Here is a 15,121-nt window from a genome sequence, read left to right as displayed (position 1 = left end):
CTCAGACCGCGCGCGACAGGGCGGCGAAACGGCGGCGATGATAGTCCGCCGATCCGAATTCGCTTTCGATGACGGTCGCGCGCCGGAAATAATGGGTCACCGCCACCTCGTCGGTCATGCCCATGCCGCCGTGGAGCTGGATGGCATTCTGCCCGACGAAGCGGCAGGCCTCGGCGACGGTCACCTGCATCGCCGACACGGCGCGCATCCGTTCCGCCGGGGCGGCGTCGAGGCTGAGGACGGCACGATAGACAGCCGACGTCGCGAGTTCCAAGCGCATATACATATCGACGAGGCGGTGCTGGATCACCTGGAAGGAGGCGATCGGCTGGCCGAACTGGCGGCGGTCCCTGGTGAAGGCGATCGTGTCGTCGAGCATGCGGCGGAGGACGCCGAGCGCCTCGGCGCCGAGCATCGCGGTCGCGAGATCGAGCAGGCGCTCGATCGCCTCGGCACCGCGCACGACGGGCGCCGAGATCGGCAGGCGGACCTGCGTGAAGGTGACGTCCGCGGCGCGCCGGCCGTCGATCGTCGGGAAGCCTTGCAGGGCGACGCCTGCAGCGCCCGGTTCGACGAGAAAGAGCGCGGGCTCGGCGTCGGCAAGCGCGGTGACGAGCAGATGCGTCGCGACCGGCGCGGCGGTCACGACCGACTTGGTGCCGTCGAGCCGCCATCCGTCCGCGTCGCGGCGCGCGACCGTGGCACGCGGCAACCGGTCGAAGCGCGCCTCGGGCTCCGCCCAGGCAAGCGCGAAGCGGGCGTCGCCCTGCGCGATGGCGCGAAGCTCGGCCTCGCCTCCTTCCGATGCGGCCAGCGCCGCAGCGCCGACGATCGCGGTTTCGAGGAAGGGTTCGACGAGCAGGCTCGCGCCCAGCTCCTCCATGACGACCATCGCGGTGACGGAATCGGCCGATGCGCCGCCCAGATCGCCAGGGACGAACAGGCCCAGCAGCCCCAGTTCCTCGGCGAGCCCGCGCCACAGCGATTCGCTCCACCCGCTTTCGCTCCGCGCCACCTTCGTGCGGGCCGAAAAGCCGTTGTTTCGCTGAAGATAGCCCTGGACGGCGTCGCGCAGCTGGCGCTGGTCATCGGTGAATGTGAAGTCCATCGGCTCCTCTCGATCGACCGCCCGCTATCACAGTCGCGAAAGAGTGCAAAACGAATTAGTCGATTAATTAACTTTCCTTGCCGCATCGGATGTGGCAAGCGCAGAGTGTCCCGCACGCATGTCGCATGGGGCCATCAGTTCGTGCGCGCCCGGAGGCGCTACGCCCACAGACCGACGAGATAAAAGGTATCCGCATGTCCGTTCGACCGCTTTCCGGGATTCGCATCGTCGATGGCGTTCAGGGCCCGCTGGCGATGATAGCGCGCTATCTGGCGGATCTCGGCGCGACGGTGGACCGCTTTGCGGACGACGACAACAGCGCCGAAAGCATCGCCGCGAACGCCGGAAAGCGCCGCCATCCCGCCGCTCTCGACAGCCCGGCCGCCGCCGCGGTGATCGAGGGCGCGCATATCGTCATTGCCGATGCAGCGTCTCCGCTCGATCTGGGCGCGCTGCGGCGCGCCCGGCCCGATCTGGTCACCATGGCGGTGAGCGATTTCGGCGCTGCGGGCCCCCAGTCGGGCTGGCGCGCGAACGGGCCGGTGCTCCACGCGCTCTCCGCGGTCCTGTCGCGCTCGGGCATCCGCGGCCGCGAGCCGCTCCTGCCGCCGGGTGACCTCGCCTATCAATGCGCCGCGCCGCAGGCGGTGTTCGCGCTGCTCGGCGCGCTCTATCGCGCGCTGCGCGGCGGGCTCGGGGCGCATTTCGACTTTTCGGCGCTCGACGGCGCGGTGCAGGGCCTCGACCCCGGCTTCGGGATCAACGGCAGCGCGACAATGGGCAAGCCCGTCGGCCTGCTGCTGCGTGACCGGCCGCGCGCGGGGTTCCAATATCCCATCCTGCGCTGCGCCGACGGCTACGTCCGCCTGTGCCTGCTCGCGAAGCGCCAGTGGCGCGGCATGTTCCGATGGATGGGCGAACCCGAACAGTTCGCCGCGCCCGAATTCGACCGGACCTCGCATCGCTATGCCTCACCCGACCTCCTCCCCTATATCGCGGCTTTCTTCGCGGATCGGCGCCGCGCCGACCTCGAGCGCGAGGGGCATGAGCATGGGGTGCCGATCGCCTCGGTCCTGACGCTCGGCGAATTTCTCGAAAGCGATCATGCGGTGGCGCGGAACGCCGTGCTCGCGCGGCCCGACGGGACGAAACTGCCCAACGGTTTCCTGACCATCGACGGCGAGCGGATGGGACCGCTGGCGGACGCCGAAGACGCCGCCTTCCCCGCGCCAACCGCGAATGCCCCGCTCGCCCCCTTCGGCGACCTCAAGGTGCTCGATCTCGGCGTGATCGTCGTGGGGGCCGAAGGCGCGCGCCTGCTCGGCGATCTCGGCGCCGACGTCGTCAAGATCGAGAGCCAGGCCTATCCCGACGGCAGCCGCCAATCCTATCTCGATTTCGGCATGTCGGTCAGCTTCGCCGCCGGGCACCGCAACAAGCGCAGCCTCGGCATCGACCTGCGCAGCGCGGAGGGGCGCGAGCTGTTCCTCGATCTCGTCCGCGAAGCCGATGTCGTCTGTTCGAACTTCAAGCCCGGCACGATGGACAAGCTCGGGCTCGGCGAGGCGGTGCTGCGCGAGGTCAACCCGCGCATCGTCGTGTCGGAAAGCTCGGCCTTCGGCGACACGGGGCCGTGGAGCGGACGCATGGGTTATGGACCGCTGGTGCGCGCATCGACCGGCCTCACCCTCGCCTGGCGCTACCCCGACGATCCCGAGAGCTTCAGCGATTCGATCACCGTCTATCCCGACCATGTCGCCGGCCGGATCTGCGCGATCGGCGCCGCGGCTCTCCTGATCCGCCGTCTGCGCACCGGCCTTGGCGGCGTGTCGCGCGTCGCGCAGTCGGAGGTGATGGTCGGCCATTTCGCCGCCGACGTCGTGCGCGGTTCGCCCGCCGGCGGCAGCCTGTCCGACTGGCCGCGCGGCGTCTTTCGCGCCGCGGGCGAGGATGAATGGTGCGTCGTCACGATCGAGTCGGACGACGACTGGCGCCTGCTGTGCGGCGTTCTCGACTATGCCGAGGGGCTGGCGTTCGACACGCCCGCGAAGCGGCTGGCGGCGCGCGATGCGATCGACGAGCGGATCGAGGCCTGGCTTGCCGACAAGGCGCCGCGCGATGCCGCGGAAGCCCTGCAGGCGGCCGGCATCGCCGCCGCGCCGATGCTGCGGCTCGCCGATCTGCCCGACTTTCCCCATTATCGCGACCGGCAATTCTATCGCATCGAGGACCATCCCTGGCTGCAGGAGGATGTAGTGGGCGAAAGCTATGTGGCGAAGACGGCCGACGTGCCCGAGCCCGGACGCCGCCCGGCCCCGCTGAGCGGCGAGCAGAGCGCCGAGGTGATCGCCGACTGGCTGAAGTTCGACGCGCGGCGCATCGCGGCGCTTGAGGAAGCGGCCATTCTCGAACCGCTCGCCGACGTCACGCGCCGCCAGGCGGAGGAGCATGTCGCGAGCGATGCCCCTGCCACGGCGGTCAATCACTGGAAATAGGCGCTTCGCCCGGCGCTATCCGATCACATGATGATCTTCCGACAGGAAGATCGGCGAGTTCGGCAAGTCGATGAAGCGCTTTTCATCCGCGAGCAGCAGCGCACCAGCGCGCTGCCCCGCTTCGGTGGCGCCCGCCGCCGCGAAACTCTTCCTGTCGTCCCACCAGAGCTGCGCGACGCCGTCGAAGTCGAGACCGGTCGAGCCGCGGACGTCGGCGAGCGGAAAGGCCCCTGCGACCGTCAGGCTGTGCGACTGCACATATTTCCGGATGCCGAGCGCGGCGGCGTGCGCCTGGACCAGCGGAGCATGGTGGTTGCGCCAGTAATCCTGGAATTCGACCCGCGTCAGCCCCGGCAAGCGCTTGAGGCAAAAGGTCACTCGCAGCATTTTTCCATCTCCCGTCCTTCTGCCCGGCCGCCCGGTCGGCCCGCCGCGCCATTCGTCCATTGCACCATCGCTACAAATCTATATATAGTAGATAAACGATGCAACGGGAAAGGTGCGCGCGGCGAATGACTTATCATCCGGCAACGGGTCCGATCGGCGCCGAGGGGCGCTATTGGGACGCCCTGATCGAAGGCAGGCTGGAGCTGCCGCGCTGCGCATCGTGCGGGACGTGGCATTGGCCCGCGGTATGGCGCTGCGGCGCGTGCGGAAGCTGGGATCACGAATGGGTCGAACAGCCGATCGAGGGCAGCGTCTTCACCTACACCCGCACCCACCACGGCTTCGGCGGGACCGAAGCATTCGCGAAGCCCTTTTCCACGCTCGTCGTGGCGCTGCGGACGGTTCCGATCCGGCTGGTCGGCGTTCTCGACCCCGATGACGCCGCGCTGAAGATCGGCGCGCCGGTCACCGGCGCGATCGGCCGCACCCGCTTCGGCGACGCCGATGTCCCCGCGCTGCGCTGGAGGCTGGCATGAGCATCTCGCTTTCGGGCCGCACGGCCGCCGTCGGCGTCGGTTACCGCCAATACAAGCGCGGCACCGCGCCGGTCCCCGAGCGCGGCGTGCTGGTCCGCGCGATCGTCGATGCCTGCGAGGATGCGGGCTTCGACCCCGCCGAGGTCGACGGCTTCGTCTCCTACGGCGACGACAAGAACGAGCCGGTGCGGCTGATGCCCGACCTCGGCACCAAAGAGCTCAACTGGTCGGCCCAGGTCTGGGGCGGCGGCGGCGGCGGAATCGCGGGCGCCTTCGGACTGGCCGCTTCGGCGATCCTCACCGGGCAGGCGCGCGCCGTGATCGTCTTCCGCGCGCTCGTGGAGGGGAACAGCGGGCGGCTGTCGGCGGCGGTCATGGCGCACCACCTCAACGACCATATGGTGTCGGCCGGCATCCTCGCCCCCGCACAGGTCTGCGCGATGCGCGCGCAGCGCATGTTCGAACACCATGGCGTGCCGCAAGAACTCTGCGCGGAACTCGTCCGCGCCTCCTATTATCACGGCAGCCGGAACCCCGAAGCCGTCGCCTATGGCAAGGATTTCGATCTCGACGAATATCGCCGTTCGCGGATCATCGCCGAACCCTTCCACCTCTTCGATTGCAGCCGCGAGAATGACGGTGCGGGGGCGATCCTGCTCGTCTCGGCCGAGATGGCGCGCGACCTTCGGAAAAAGCCGGTGAAGCTGCTGTCGGTCGCGCAGGGGACGCAGGCTGGCTATGGCGACCTGCTCGAAAACGACGCCGAGGCGCTCTATCCGACCGCCGGCTTCCGCGCGATCCGCGACCGCCTGTTCGGGATCGCGGGGCTGACGCCCGCCGATATCGACGTCGTCCAGCTCTACGAGAATTTCAGCGCGCAGGGGATCGCGTCGCTGATCGATCATGGTTTCTGCACCTACGAGAATGTCGCCGAGTTGGTACGGTTCGAGAATCTGATTGCCCCGGGCGGCAAGCTGCCCGTCAACACTTCGGGCGGCAATCTGGCGCACGGCTTCGTGCACGGGTTCGTGACCGCGGTCGAGGCGGTGCGCTGCCTGCGCGGCGAAAGCCCCAACCCGGTGCCGGACGCCCGCACCTGCCTGCTCGCGGGCGGCCCCGGCGCGCCGACGATCAGTTCGGCGATCTTCGGCGTCGATTGAGCTTACACTTGACAAAGAAGAGAAAATGTAAACATTTGCCGCAACCATAGTGACAGCGCGGGGACTCGGCGAATGGATGCTTTTATGGAGGGCGTATACGACCGGATGGTCGAGCATCTGCGCGCCGGGACGACCGACATGGCAGAGGCGACGCTGTCCGTCCCGATCGCGCATTTCACCGATGCCGATCATCTGAAGCGCGAAGTCGAGGTGTTCCGGAACCAGCCGCTCGTCGCGGCGATGGCGTCCGAACTGCCCGACCCGGGGAGTTTCCTGACCCGCGACCTGCTGGGTGTTCCCCTGCTGATGACGCGCGACAAGGCCGGGAAGGTGTCGGTGTTCCGCAACATGTGCCGGCATCGCGGCGGCAAGGTCGAGCAGGAGGAGAAGGGCAAGAAGCCCTTTTTCGTCTGCGCCTATCATGGGTGGAGCTATGATGCGCAGGGCGCGCTGCGCGGCGTTCCCTATGAGGAGCAGCTCGGCCCCGTCGACCGTTCGTGCAACAGCCTCCACCGCGTCCACAGCGAAGAGCGCCACGGCATTATCTGGGTCGATTTCTCGGGCCGGGCCGACCGGACGGTGGCGGACTATCTTGGCGAGGCCGACGAACGGCTGGCGGCCTATGGCGTCGAGAAGACCGTCGTCTTCATGGAAAAGTGGATCGACCTCGCGGTCAACTGGAAGCTGGTGATGGACGGCGCGATCGACGTCCTCCATCCGCAGTTCCTGCATCCGACGGGCGTCGGCAAGCTCATCCACACCAGCTCCGCCGTGTGCCTCGATTACGGCCGGCATTTCCAGTCCTTTTCAGCGCGCAAGCGCCTGCTCGAAAAGCTCAAGGCCGGCGAGACGATCGATGCCGGCTGGCGCTATATCTCGGGCAATCTGATGGTCTTTCCCAACACCAGCCTGATCCCGACCCCCGACCATTATGAATATTGGAACGTCTGGCCCGACCTCGCGCACCCCGGGCGCTGCCGCATCCACATCCGCTTCCTGGTCGACGCCGCCAAGCTGGACGATGCGGTCGCGGAACGGATCATGCGGAGCTGGGCGATCCTCGAACAGGCGGCGACCGAGGAGGATTTTCCGATGGAGGAGACGATCCAGGTCAACGCGAACGCGCATCCGGTCGGCGACTTCCACTACGGCCTTTGCGAGGGGCCGTGTCAGCATCTGCATCGCCAGATGGCGCGCGAGATGGAGGTCGCCGGCGCCTGAGCGCCGCCTTCCCGAACGAAACAGCCAGACGACCGCACGGTGGTGCGGCATGAGGAGAGGATCGATGAACATCGCGGAGCTCGTCCGGTATTGGGCGAAATGGCGGCCCGGGCACACCGCGATCATCCACGATGGGACGCGCCTGTCATGGGGCGATTTCGACGCGCGAACCGACGCCATCGCGCGCGGGTTGCGGCGGGCCGGGGTCGGCAAGGGTGACCGCGTCGGCCTGCTGATGAGCAACCGGATCGAGGCACCGCTGGTGACCGTCGCGACGCTGAAGCTCGGCGCCATCTTCGTGCCGCTCAACTATCGCCTGACCGGCCCCGAGCTGCTGCCGCTGGTCGAGGATGCCGAATGCCGCGTCATCGTGACCGAAGCAGCCTGCCTTGGTCAGCTCGACCCCGCGCGCGCCACCTGCGATTTCCAGGTCTTCGCCGCGGGCTCCGGCGGCGATTTCGACACGCTCGTCGTCGCCGAAGGTCCTCCGCCCACCGAAGCGGTCGCGCTCTCCGACCCCGCCTTCATCTGCTATACCTCGGGGACGACAGGCCGCCAGAAGGGCGCGCTCCTCACCCACGGCAGCACGCTTTACCCGGGCATCGCCAAGAATGTCGCCGAGGGGCTGACCTGGCGCGACGCGATCATGGTCGCGGTACCCTTCGTCTTCACCGGTGCGGTCGTCTCCTGCTTCGTCCAGCTCACCATCGCCGCCGGCGGGACGATGGTGCTCGAATCCAATTTCGACGTCGACCGCTACCTCGACACGATCGAGCGCTATGGCGTTTCAGCGGCGACCACCGTGCCGGTGATTTGGGAACGGCTGATGCGATCCCCCGATTTCGCGGCCGCCGACCTCTCATCGATGAAATCGGCCGCCTCGGGCGGCGCGCCGGTCAGCATCGACCTGATCAACGCCTACAGGGAGAAGGGCATCTCGCTGATCCAGTGCTACGGGCTGACCGAGGCATCGGGGCTGGTCGCGACGATGCACGGCGAGGACGCGCTGCGGCGGATCGGCTGGGCCGGCCACGCGCTGCCGGGAACCGAGGTGCGGATCGCCGACGACGCGGGCGCGACGCTGCCGCTCGGCGAGGTCGGGGAGATATTGGTCAAGGGCCCGCATGTGATGCGCGAATATTGGCGCAAGCCCGACATCACGGCCGAGACGATCGTCGACGGCTGGCTGCGCACCGGCGACCTCGGCATGATGGACGAGGAAGGCTTCGTCAAGATCATGGACCGGTCGAAGGACATGCTGATCTCTGGCGGGATCAACGTCTATCCGGCCGAGATCGAGCGCGCGCTGGCCGGCGTCGAGGGCGTGGCGGAGCTGGCGGTGATCGGCGTTCCCGACCCCGATTGGGGCGAGGTGCCGATGATCGTCGCCTGCGCGCAGGATGGGCGGGAGCGCGTCATGGCCGAAATCGAGGCGGTGGGCGAACGCGAGCTCGCTAAGTTCAAGCGGCCCAAGCATATCGTCTTTTCGGCCGAGCCGCTGCCCCGCACCCTGTCGGGCAAGGTGTCGAAACCCGCGCTGCGTGCTGCCTATCCGGCGGTGCCGGACGACGCAGCACGGCTGTTCGCGGTCAAGGCCTGAAGCGCCCCCGCCCCTAGCTGACCGTCGACACGCCGCCGCTGACCGGCAGCAACACGCCAGTCACCCACGCGCCCGCGCGCGACGAGAGATAGATGACCGCCCCCGCGATGTCGTCCATCGTGCCGGCGCGGGCGCCAAGCGGAGAGACGAAGGCCTTGGGCGGTTCGTCGTCGGGGCCCATGCCAAGAAACCGTTCGGTCAGGCGCGACGGGAAGAGGCCCGGCGCGATCGCGTTGCAGCTGATGTTCCGCTGGGCGAGATGGCGGCCGAGATGGCGCGAGAGCATCGCGACGCCGGTCTTGCCCGACGCATAAGCGAAATTTTCGAGCGGGCCCGGGTGAAGCGCGGCGATCGAGGCGATGTTGATCACGCGCGCCGGGTCGTCCGGCGCCGCGCCGCGCTCGAGCTGCGGCAGCAATTTGCGCGTCAGCAGGAACGGCGCGCCGAGATTGAGGCTCAGCACCGCTTCGAAATCCTCGCGCCCTTCGCCGTCGAGCGGCGTCGGGCGGTCGGTACCCGCATTGTTGACGAGGATATGGAGCGGCCGGTCGCCCAGCGCCGCCGCGATCGCGGCAAGTCCTTCGTCGGTCGCGACATCCGCCGCGACGCCCTGCGCCGATCCGCCCAGTTCGGCGACGATCCGCTCCACATCATCGGGCTTGCGCGCGACGGCCCAGACCTCGACCCCCGCCTGCGCGAGCCCGCGCGCGATCATGCGCCCGATCCCCGAGGTCGCCCCCGTCACCAGCGCGCGCTTGCCCGATACGTCGAACAGGCCGGCGGCATAGGCAGCGGTCATGCGAGCGACCCCGGCGTCTGCGGCAGGAAGACGGTCTTGATTTCGGTGAAGGGATCGATGCCTTCGGGCCCGCCTTCGCGGCCCAATCCCGATTTCTTGAAGCCGCCGAAAGGATTGGTCAGGTCGAAGTCGCGGCCGTTTTGGGTGAAATGACCGGTGCGGATGCGCCGCGCCACCGCATAGGCGCGGTCGGTGTCGTGCGTGTAGACGCCCCCCGACAGGCCGAACGCGCTGTCGTTGGCGATCGCGATCGCCTCCTCCTCGCTGTCGTAGGGGATCACCGCGGTGACCGGGCCGAAGATCTCCTCCTGCGCGACCGCCATGTCGTTGGTTGCGTCGGCGAAGACCGTCGGCTCGACATAATAGCCGCGATTGAGCTCCGATGGCCGCCGTCCCCCCGTCGCGATACGCGCGCCCTCGGCGACGCCCTTGTCGAAATAGCCGGTCACCTTGGCATGATGGCGCGCCATCGCCAGCGGCCCCATCGCCGTCGCCGGATCGAGCGGGTCGCCGACGCGGGTCGCCGCCATCGCCGCAGCGAGGCTGTCGACATAGGCATCCTTGCGCGCGCGCGGCACGAGGACGCGGCTGAAGTTGATGCAGACCTGTCCGCACAGCAAGGTGATCATCGGAGCGAGCGCGGGCCCCATCGCTTCGGGCTCATAATCGTCGAGGATGATCGCGGCGGACTTGCCGCCCAGCTCCATCGTGTAGCGCGCCATGCGCGACGCGCAGACCTGCGCAATGTGCAGCCCGACGTCGGTCGAGCCGGTGAAGGCGACCTTGTCGACCCCCGGATGGCGGACGAGCAGGTCCGACGCCTCGCGATCGGCGGGCAGCAGGTTGATCACCCCTTCCGGGAATCCCGCCTCTTCGGCCGCCTCGGCGAGCATGAACGCCTCGAGCGGGGTTTCGGGCGCGGGCTTCAGGATGACGGTGCAGCCGGTCGCCAGCGCCGGCGCGAGCTTGATCAGCAACGAGGCGAGCGGCCCGTTCCAGGGCGCGATCGCCGCGACGACGCCGACCGGCTCGCGCACCACGACGGCGACTTTCGACATCATGCCGTTCGACGGCCGCACATCCTCGAAGGGATAGGTCTCGGCGAGGCCGGCATAATAGTCGAGCAGACCCGCGGTGCCCGCGCCGGCGCCTTGCGCCATCGAGACGGGGACCCCGACCTGCGCGATCCAGGCGCTGTCGAGCGCCGCGCCGCGCCGCTGCAGCGCCTGCGACAGGGCGCGCATAGTGGCCGCGCGCTCGGCGGGCGACAGCCGCGGCCACGGGCCTTCGTCGAGCGCCTTGCGCGCCGCCGCGACCGCGCGCTCGACCTCTGGCGCGCCCGCCGCCACGACTTCGCCGAATATCTCTTCGGTCGCCGGGTTGGTGATGCGGAACCGCCCACTGCCCTCGATGGGGATCCAGCGCCCGCCGATAAAGAGCCGGTCGGGGTGCGCGACTTGCGCGCTCGATTGGCCGATCATGTTCATCTCCTGAATTGCGCTGCTCAACCCTTATGGTCGTGCTTGGACAAGAAGGTCTGGAAGGTTTCGCCGCCACCGGGCGCATCATCCATATGCGCGATCATCCAGTCATATTCGGCGCGCCACCCCTCCAGTGGCGAGCGGGTCAGACTGTCGTTCACCAGCGTCTTGATCCCCGCGATGCCCTGCGGCGGATGCGAGGCGATGGTCGCGGCGATTTCGATCGCGCGCGCGTCGAGCACCGCGGCGTCGACGACCTCGTTCACCAGTCCGATGGACTCTGCCTCCTCGGCGCCGACGACCGCGCCGGTCATCAATATCGCCTTGGCGCGCGCGGGGCCGACCGCGCGGGGCAGCGACCAGGTCGCATTGGCGCCGCCATAGCCGACGGCGGTCACCTTGAAACGGAAGGCGGGCGTCGCGATGCGGATGTCGCAGGCGAGCGCGAGGAGCGCGCCAGCGCCGTAGCAGAGGCCGTCGACCGCTGCGATCACCGGCAGCGGATGCGCGGCGACGCGGCCGAACACCGGATCGCGCGTCTCGAAGGCGCGCCGCATCGCCGTGGCGTCGAATCCCGCCATTTCGTGAATGTCGAACCCGGCGCTGAACGCCTTGCCGCCGCGCGCGCCGAGGACGATCGCGCGCACGTCGGGATCGTCGGCGACGCGCGCGAGCTGCGCGTCGAACGCTGCGAAGGTCGCGGTGTCGAAGGCGTTGAGCACGTCGGGGCGGTTGAAGGTCAGATGCAGAACGCCCGGCGCGGGCGTGGCGACGATCAGCGAGGGGTCGGCGGTCATGGTCATCCTCTCGATTGCGGCGGCATATGGGCGGCCTGGCCGGGGTCGAAGGCGGTCACCATCTCATATCCCAGCGACGCTTCGAAGATCGGAAGCGCCCCGCGCAGCCAGTGGTTGAGCGCGCGCTTGCTGAGTTCGACCGCCAGCGGCGCGCGCTCGGCGAGCGTGGCCGCGTAGCGAAGCGCGAGCGGCAGCACCTCGGCCGGCGGCACCGCGTCGGACACGAGCCCGATCCGCTCCGCCTCTCGGCCGGTCAGCTTGTCGCCGGTCAGCAGATAGCGTTTGGCCTTCGCCATCGAGCAGAGCAGCGGCCAGACGAGCGCGGCATGATCGCCCGCCGCGAGGCCGATGCGCAGATGGCCGTCCGACAGATTGGCCTCCTCATTGGCCACCGAAATGTCGGCGAGTAGCCCGAGCGCCAGCCCGATTCCGGCCGCCGGGCCGTTGATCGCGGAGACGAGCGGCTTGCGCATCTCGATGAGTCCGGTCAGGATCTGCGACGTTTCCCGCATCATCCGGACCTTGTTGGCATAATCATTGCCCTCGCCCGCGATGTCGGACCAGTCGCCGCCAACGCAAAAGGCCCGCCCCGCCCCGGTCACCACCGCGGCGCGCGCTTCGGGATCGGCGTCGATCAGCGCCGGAAGCCGGGCCAGTTCGCTGTGCAGCGCATCGTTGGTCGCGTTCATCCGTTCGGGGCGATTAAGCGTGAACAGCACCACCCCCGGCGCGGCGCGCGCGACGGCGATATGCGCGAAGTCGTAGGGCGCGGCCGCGGTCATGCCGCCGTTCGGATGAGTTCGGCCGCCTTTTCGCCGATCATGATCGTCGCCGCATTGGTATTGCCACTGGTGATCTGCGGCATGATCGAGGCGTCGACGACACGCAGCCGCCCGATCCCGCGAACGCGGCACTGGGGATCGACCACCGAATCGGGATCGGACCCCATCCGGCAGCTGCCGACGGGATGATAGGTGATCATCGCCTTGGCGCGGACATAGGCCTCCCACTCCGCGTCATCGGTCGGAACCGGGTCGGGCGAACGGTCGCCGAGCGTGATCGCGTTCAGCGCGGGCATCGCAAACAGCCGGTCGACCAGCTTCATCGCGCCGACCAGCGTGTCGACGTCGGCGCGGTCGCCGAGCAGCTTGTGGTTGACGACGGGCTCCAGCGCTTCGCCAAGCTCGACGCGCCCGCGCGATTTCGGGCGCGTGAGCGACACGTTGATGCTGACGCACGGTTCCTTCGGCATCACCGCTTCGGCCGAGGACACCGTCTCGGGCTCGACATTATAGGCGAGCGGCATGAAATGGAGCTGGATGTCGGGCTCCTCAAGTCCATCGCGCGTGCGGGCGAGCCCCATCGCCTGCACCGCGGGCGCACCCATCGGACCGCTCTTGTTCCAGAAGAATTTGGCGAGGTGCCGGACCATGTCGAGCGCTCCGACCTGGCTGTTGAGCGTCGGAACGCTGACGAACTTGTTCTGGGTGATGCCGGGATGCTCCTGAAGATTGTGCCCGACTTCGCGGCGATCGCACTGAACCGCGATGCCCCGCGATTGCAGATAGTCGCCTGCGCCGATCCCCGAGCGGAGCAGGAGGGCTGGGGAGCCCATTGATCCCGACGAGACGATCACCTCGCGCCGCGCGCGCAGCTCCTTTCGCGCATCGCCCTGCCGGTAGCGGATGCCGACCGCCTCGCCATTTTCGACGATGATGGTGTCGACATGGGCATGGGTCACCGTCATCAGGTTCGGGCGCTTTCGCGCATCGCGCAGATAGGCCTTTTCGGTGCTGCACCGCCACCCGTCGCGCTGGGTCGCCTGGGTCAGATAGGCGCCCTCCATCTCGCCGCCGTTATAATCGTCGAGACGGGAAAGGCCGAACTGCTCGCAGGCCCGCAGGAACAGCTCGCACAGCGGATGCGGATCACGCATCGGCGACACCGTCAGCGGACCCTGCCGCCCGTGGTTCTGGTTGGGCGCCCCCGCCCATGTCTCGCTGCGCAGGAAATAGGGAAAGAGGCTGTCGAAATTCCAGCCGGTCGCGCCCAGCCGTTCCCAGGCGTCGAAATCGGCGCGGGTGCCGCGGATATAGACCTGGCCGTTGATCGCGCTGCCGCCGCCGAGCATCCGCCCGCCCGACCAGATGAAGCGCCGGCCGCCTATCGATTCATCGGGAAGCTGCCAATATTTCCAGTCGTAACGGTCGTCGACGAGCATCTTGGCGAAGCCGACCGGCATCTGCACCATCAGCCCGGTCGATTCGCCGCCGGCCTCGACCAGCGCGACGCGGACCTTCGGATCCTCGCTCAGCCGCGCCGCCAGAACGCAGCCCGCGCTGCCGCCGCCAACGACGATATAATCCGCTTCCTCGCCCGCCATATTCTCTCCGTCCATCTTATACATCAATCGACTAATTAAGATTGATGCCGACATGCGTCTTCGTTGACAGTTCCTCCATGCCTCATTAATTGATCAATTGAAAGTGCGTTGATCGACGACGCCGCAAAACGAGGGAGACGGGATGCCGAGCGTCAATTTTCAGAGCGCGGACGGAGCTGTCACGACGATCGAGATCGAGATCGGAAACTCGGTCATGCGCGGCGCGCGCGACAATAGCGTCGACGGCATCGACGCCGATTGCGGCGGCGTCTGCGCCTGCGCGACCTGCCACGTCTATGTCGCGCCCGACTGGATCGACCGCGTCGGCCCGGCGGGGACGGATGAGAGCGAGATGCTCGATTGCGTCAACGACCCGCGCCCGAACAGTCGTCTTTCCTGCCAGATCGCGATGTCGCAGGAACTGGAGGGGTTGACACTGATCCTTCCCGAGTCCCAACGATAGCCGCGGGGGACGGTCCATCCAGCATCGCACCTATGGAGGGAGAAAGCGTTTGACGGCGAAGGCAGCGAAACGGCGGGGCGACGAGCGTACCGCATCGGCCGCCGCGCTGCTGAACGCGACGGCGGAGCTTTTGTCCGAAGCCACGAATATCGACGTGTCGCTGAACGAGATTTCGCAGCGCGCGTCGGTGAATTCGGCGATGATCAAATATTATTTCGGCAACAAGGAAGGCCTGCTGCTCGCGCTGCTCGAACGCGACGCGGAAACCGCGATGGCGTCGCTCAAGGCGCTGAGCGACATGGACATGCCGGCGCAGAAGAAGCTCAAGATCCATATCAACGGGATCATCAACGCCTATTATAAATCGCCCTATATCAACCGGCTGATCCATTACATGGTCGAATCGGGCAGCCCCGAGGCCAGCCGCCGGGTCGCCCAGATCTTCATCGAGCCGATGATCGAGGTCTATCGCGACATGGTGGCGCAGGGCGTTCGCGAAGGCGTGCTCAAGGACGTCGATCCGGGGCTGCTCTATTATTGCCTCGTCGGCGCCGCGGACCATATCTTCCACGCCGGCTATTCGGTTCCCGCGACCCTGGGGATCGAGCGCCTCGACGACGGCATCAAGCAGCGATATGCCGAACTCGTCTGCGACATCTATCTGCGCGGCCTCGCCCCCTGATCGCAGACG

14 protein-coding genes are annotated in these 15,121 nt (G+C 67.7%); 7 read left to right on the top strand and 7 right to left on the bottom strand.

Going from position 1 to position 15,121, the window contains the following annotated elements:
- Position 1: 1 nt before the first annotated feature.
- Positions 2-1,108: an acyl-CoA dehydrogenase family protein gene (locus CD928_RS07875; protein WP_095386562.1), complete on the bottom strand. Its 1,107-nt coding sequence runs from the start codon at positions 1,106-1,108 to the stop codon at positions 2-4.
- A 194-nt stretch (positions 1,109-1,302) separates the two neighbouring features.
- Here CD928_RS07875 and CD928_RS07870 point away from each other — a divergent pair, with 194 nt between their 5' ends.
- Positions 1,303-3,603, top strand: coding sequence for a CoA transferase (locus tag CD928_RS07870; RefSeq protein WP_095386561.1), 2,301 nt, complete (start codon positions 1,303-1,305; stop codon positions 3,601-3,603).
- A 15-nt stretch (positions 3,604-3,618) separates the two neighbouring features.
- On the opposite strand, the gene CD928_RS07865 is transcribed toward CD928_RS07870, so the two are convergent.
- Entirely contained in the window at positions 3,619-3,990 is a 372-nt protein-coding gene (locus CD928_RS07865) for an EthD domain-containing protein (RefSeq protein WP_095386560.1), read from the bottom strand.
- 125 nt (positions 3,991-4,115) lie between these two features.
- Between CD928_RS07865 and CD928_RS07860 the strand changes: the two genes are divergently transcribed.
- From CD928_RS07860 to CD928_RS07845, 4 genes are all read left to right on the top strand, one after another.
- Entirely contained in the window at positions 4,116-4,526 is a 411-nt protein-coding gene (locus tag CD928_RS07860) for a Zn-ribbon domain-containing OB-fold protein (RefSeq protein ID WP_176473513.1), read from the top strand.
- A complete protein-coding gene (locus CD928_RS07855; protein ID WP_095386558.1) occupies positions 4,523-5,686 on the top strand; it encodes a transporter in 1,164 nt (387 codons plus the stop codon). The genes CD928_RS07860 and CD928_RS07855 overlap by 4 nt, the downstream gene beginning before the upstream one ends.
- Positions 5,687-5,770: 84 nt before the next feature.
- Positions 5,771-6,907: an aromatic ring-hydroxylating dioxygenase subunit alpha gene (locus CD928_RS07850; RefSeq protein ID WP_176473512.1), complete on the top strand. Its 1,137-nt coding sequence runs from the start codon at positions 5,771-5,773 to the stop codon at positions 6,905-6,907.
- 64 nt (positions 6,908-6,971) lie between these two features.
- Positions 6,972-8,507 carry a class I adenylate-forming enzyme family protein gene (locus CD928_RS07845; RefSeq protein WP_095386556.1) on the top strand — a complete coding sequence of 512 codons (1,536 nt, stop codon included), beginning with the start codon at positions 6,972-6,974 and terminating at the stop codon, positions 8,505-8,507.
- A 13-nt stretch (positions 8,508-8,520) separates the two neighbouring features.
- Here the strand turns inward: CD928_RS07845 and CD928_RS07840 are convergent, their stop codons facing one another.
- Genes CD928_RS07840 through CD928_RS07820 form a run of 5 tightly spaced genes read right to left on the bottom strand, consistent with a single transcriptional unit; the run spans position 8,521 to position 13,991 of the window.
- Positions 8,521-9,306, bottom strand: coding sequence for an SDR family NAD(P)-dependent oxidoreductase (locus CD928_RS07840; protein ID WP_095386555.1), 786 nt, complete (start codon positions 9,304-9,306; stop codon positions 8,521-8,523).
- Entirely contained in the window at positions 9,303-10,787 is a 1,485-nt protein-coding gene (locus CD928_RS07835; RefSeq protein WP_095387324.1) for an aldehyde dehydrogenase, read from the bottom strand. The genes CD928_RS07840 and CD928_RS07835 overlap by 4 nt, the downstream gene beginning before the upstream one ends.
- Positions 10,788-10,810: 23 nt before the next feature.
- Positions 10,811-11,584 carry an enoyl-CoA hydratase/isomerase family protein gene (locus CD928_RS07830; protein ID WP_176473511.1) on the bottom strand — a complete coding sequence of 258 codons (774 nt, stop codon included), beginning with the start codon at positions 11,582-11,584 and terminating at the stop codon, positions 10,811-10,813.
- Between the two features lie 2 nt (positions 11,585-11,586).
- Positions 11,587-12,366, bottom strand: coding sequence for an enoyl-CoA hydratase-related protein (locus CD928_RS07825; protein ID WP_095386553.1), 780 nt, complete (start codon positions 12,364-12,366; stop codon positions 11,587-11,589).
- Positions 12,363-13,991, bottom strand: a complete 1,629-nt coding sequence (locus CD928_RS07820) for a GMC family oxidoreductase (RefSeq protein WP_176473510.1) — start codon at positions 13,989-13,991, stop codon at positions 12,363-12,365. Before CD928_RS07820 ends, CD928_RS07825 begins: the two co-directional genes overlap by 4 nt.
- A gap of 118 nt (positions 13,992-14,109) precedes the next feature.
- Here CD928_RS07820 and CD928_RS07815 point away from each other — a divergent pair, with 118 nt between their 5' ends.
- Both CD928_RS07815 and CD928_RS07810 read left to right on the top strand, forming a co-directional pair.
- Entirely contained in the window at positions 14,110-14,430 is a 321-nt protein-coding gene (locus CD928_RS07815) for a 2Fe-2S iron-sulfur cluster-binding protein (RefSeq protein WP_095386551.1), read from the top strand.
- A gap of 49 nt (positions 14,431-14,479) precedes the next feature.
- Positions 14,480-15,112 (top strand): TetR family transcriptional regulator, encoded by a 633-nt coding sequence (locus tag CD928_RS07810; protein WP_095386550.1) that lies wholly within the window; start codon positions 14,480-14,482, stop codon positions 15,110-15,112.
- Positions 15,113-15,121 lie beyond the last annotated feature (9 nt).

Source organism: Sphingopyxis sp. GW247-27LB (genome assembly GCF_002277025.1).
Taxonomy (GTDB): domain Bacteria; phylum Pseudomonadota; class Alphaproteobacteria; order Sphingomonadales; family Sphingomonadaceae; genus Sphingopyxis.
Note: the sequence above shows the minus strand (reverse complement) of the source record. Positions and strands in the feature narration are given on the sequence as shown.

What these genes read in the sequence shown, in the direction of transcription:
- CD928_RS07830 (WP_176473511.1), bottom strand. Translation starts at nt 11,584, where the DNA reads ATGACCGCCGACCCCTCGCTGATCGTCGCCACGCCCGCGCCGGGCGTT.
- CD928_RS07875 (WP_095386562.1), bottom strand. Translation starts at nt 1,108, where the DNA reads ATGGACTTCACATTCACCGATGACCAGCGCCAGCTGCGCGACGCCGTC.
- CD928_RS07865 (WP_095386560.1), bottom strand. Translation starts at nt 3,990, where the DNA reads ATGCTGCGAGTGACCTTTTGCCTCAAGCGCTTGCCGGGGCTGACGCGG.
- CD928_RS07845 (WP_095386556.1), top strand. Translation starts at nt 6,972, where the DNA reads ATGAACATCGCGGAGCTCGTCCGGTATTGGGCGAAATGGCGGCCCGGG.
- CD928_RS07860 (WP_176473513.1), top strand. Translation starts at nt 4,116, where the DNA reads ATGACTTATCATCCGGCAACGGGTCCGATCGGCGCCGAGGGGCGCTAT.
- CD928_RS07850 (WP_176473512.1), top strand. Translation starts at nt 5,771, where the DNA reads ATGGAGGGCGTATACGACCGGATGGTCGAGCATCTGCGCGCCGGGACG.
- CD928_RS07855 (WP_095386558.1), top strand. Translation starts at nt 4,523, where the DNA reads ATGAGCATCTCGCTTTCGGGCCGCACGGCCGCCGTCGGCGTCGGTTAC.
- CD928_RS07835 (WP_095387324.1), bottom strand. Translation starts at nt 10,787, where the DNA reads ATGATCGGCCAATCGAGCGCGCAAGTCGCGCACCCCGACCGGCTCTTT.
- CD928_RS07820 (WP_176473510.1), bottom strand. Translation starts at nt 13,991, where the DNA reads ATGTATAAGATGGACGGAGAGAATATGGCGGGCGAGGAAGCGGATTAT.
- CD928_RS07815 (WP_095386551.1), top strand. Translation starts at nt 14,110, where the DNA reads ATGCCGAGCGTCAATTTTCAGAGCGCGGACGGAGCTGTCACGACGATC.
- CD928_RS07840 (WP_095386555.1), bottom strand. Translation starts at nt 9,306, where the DNA reads ATGACCGCTGCCTATGCCGCCGGCCTGTTCGACGTATCGGGCAAGCGC.
- CD928_RS07870 (WP_095386561.1), top strand. Translation starts at nt 1,303, where the DNA reads ATGTCCGTTCGACCGCTTTCCGGGATTCGCATCGTCGATGGCGTTCAG.
- CD928_RS07825 (WP_095386553.1), bottom strand. Translation starts at nt 12,366, where the DNA reads ATGACCGCGGCCGCGCCCTACGACTTCGCGCATATCGCCGTCGCGCGC.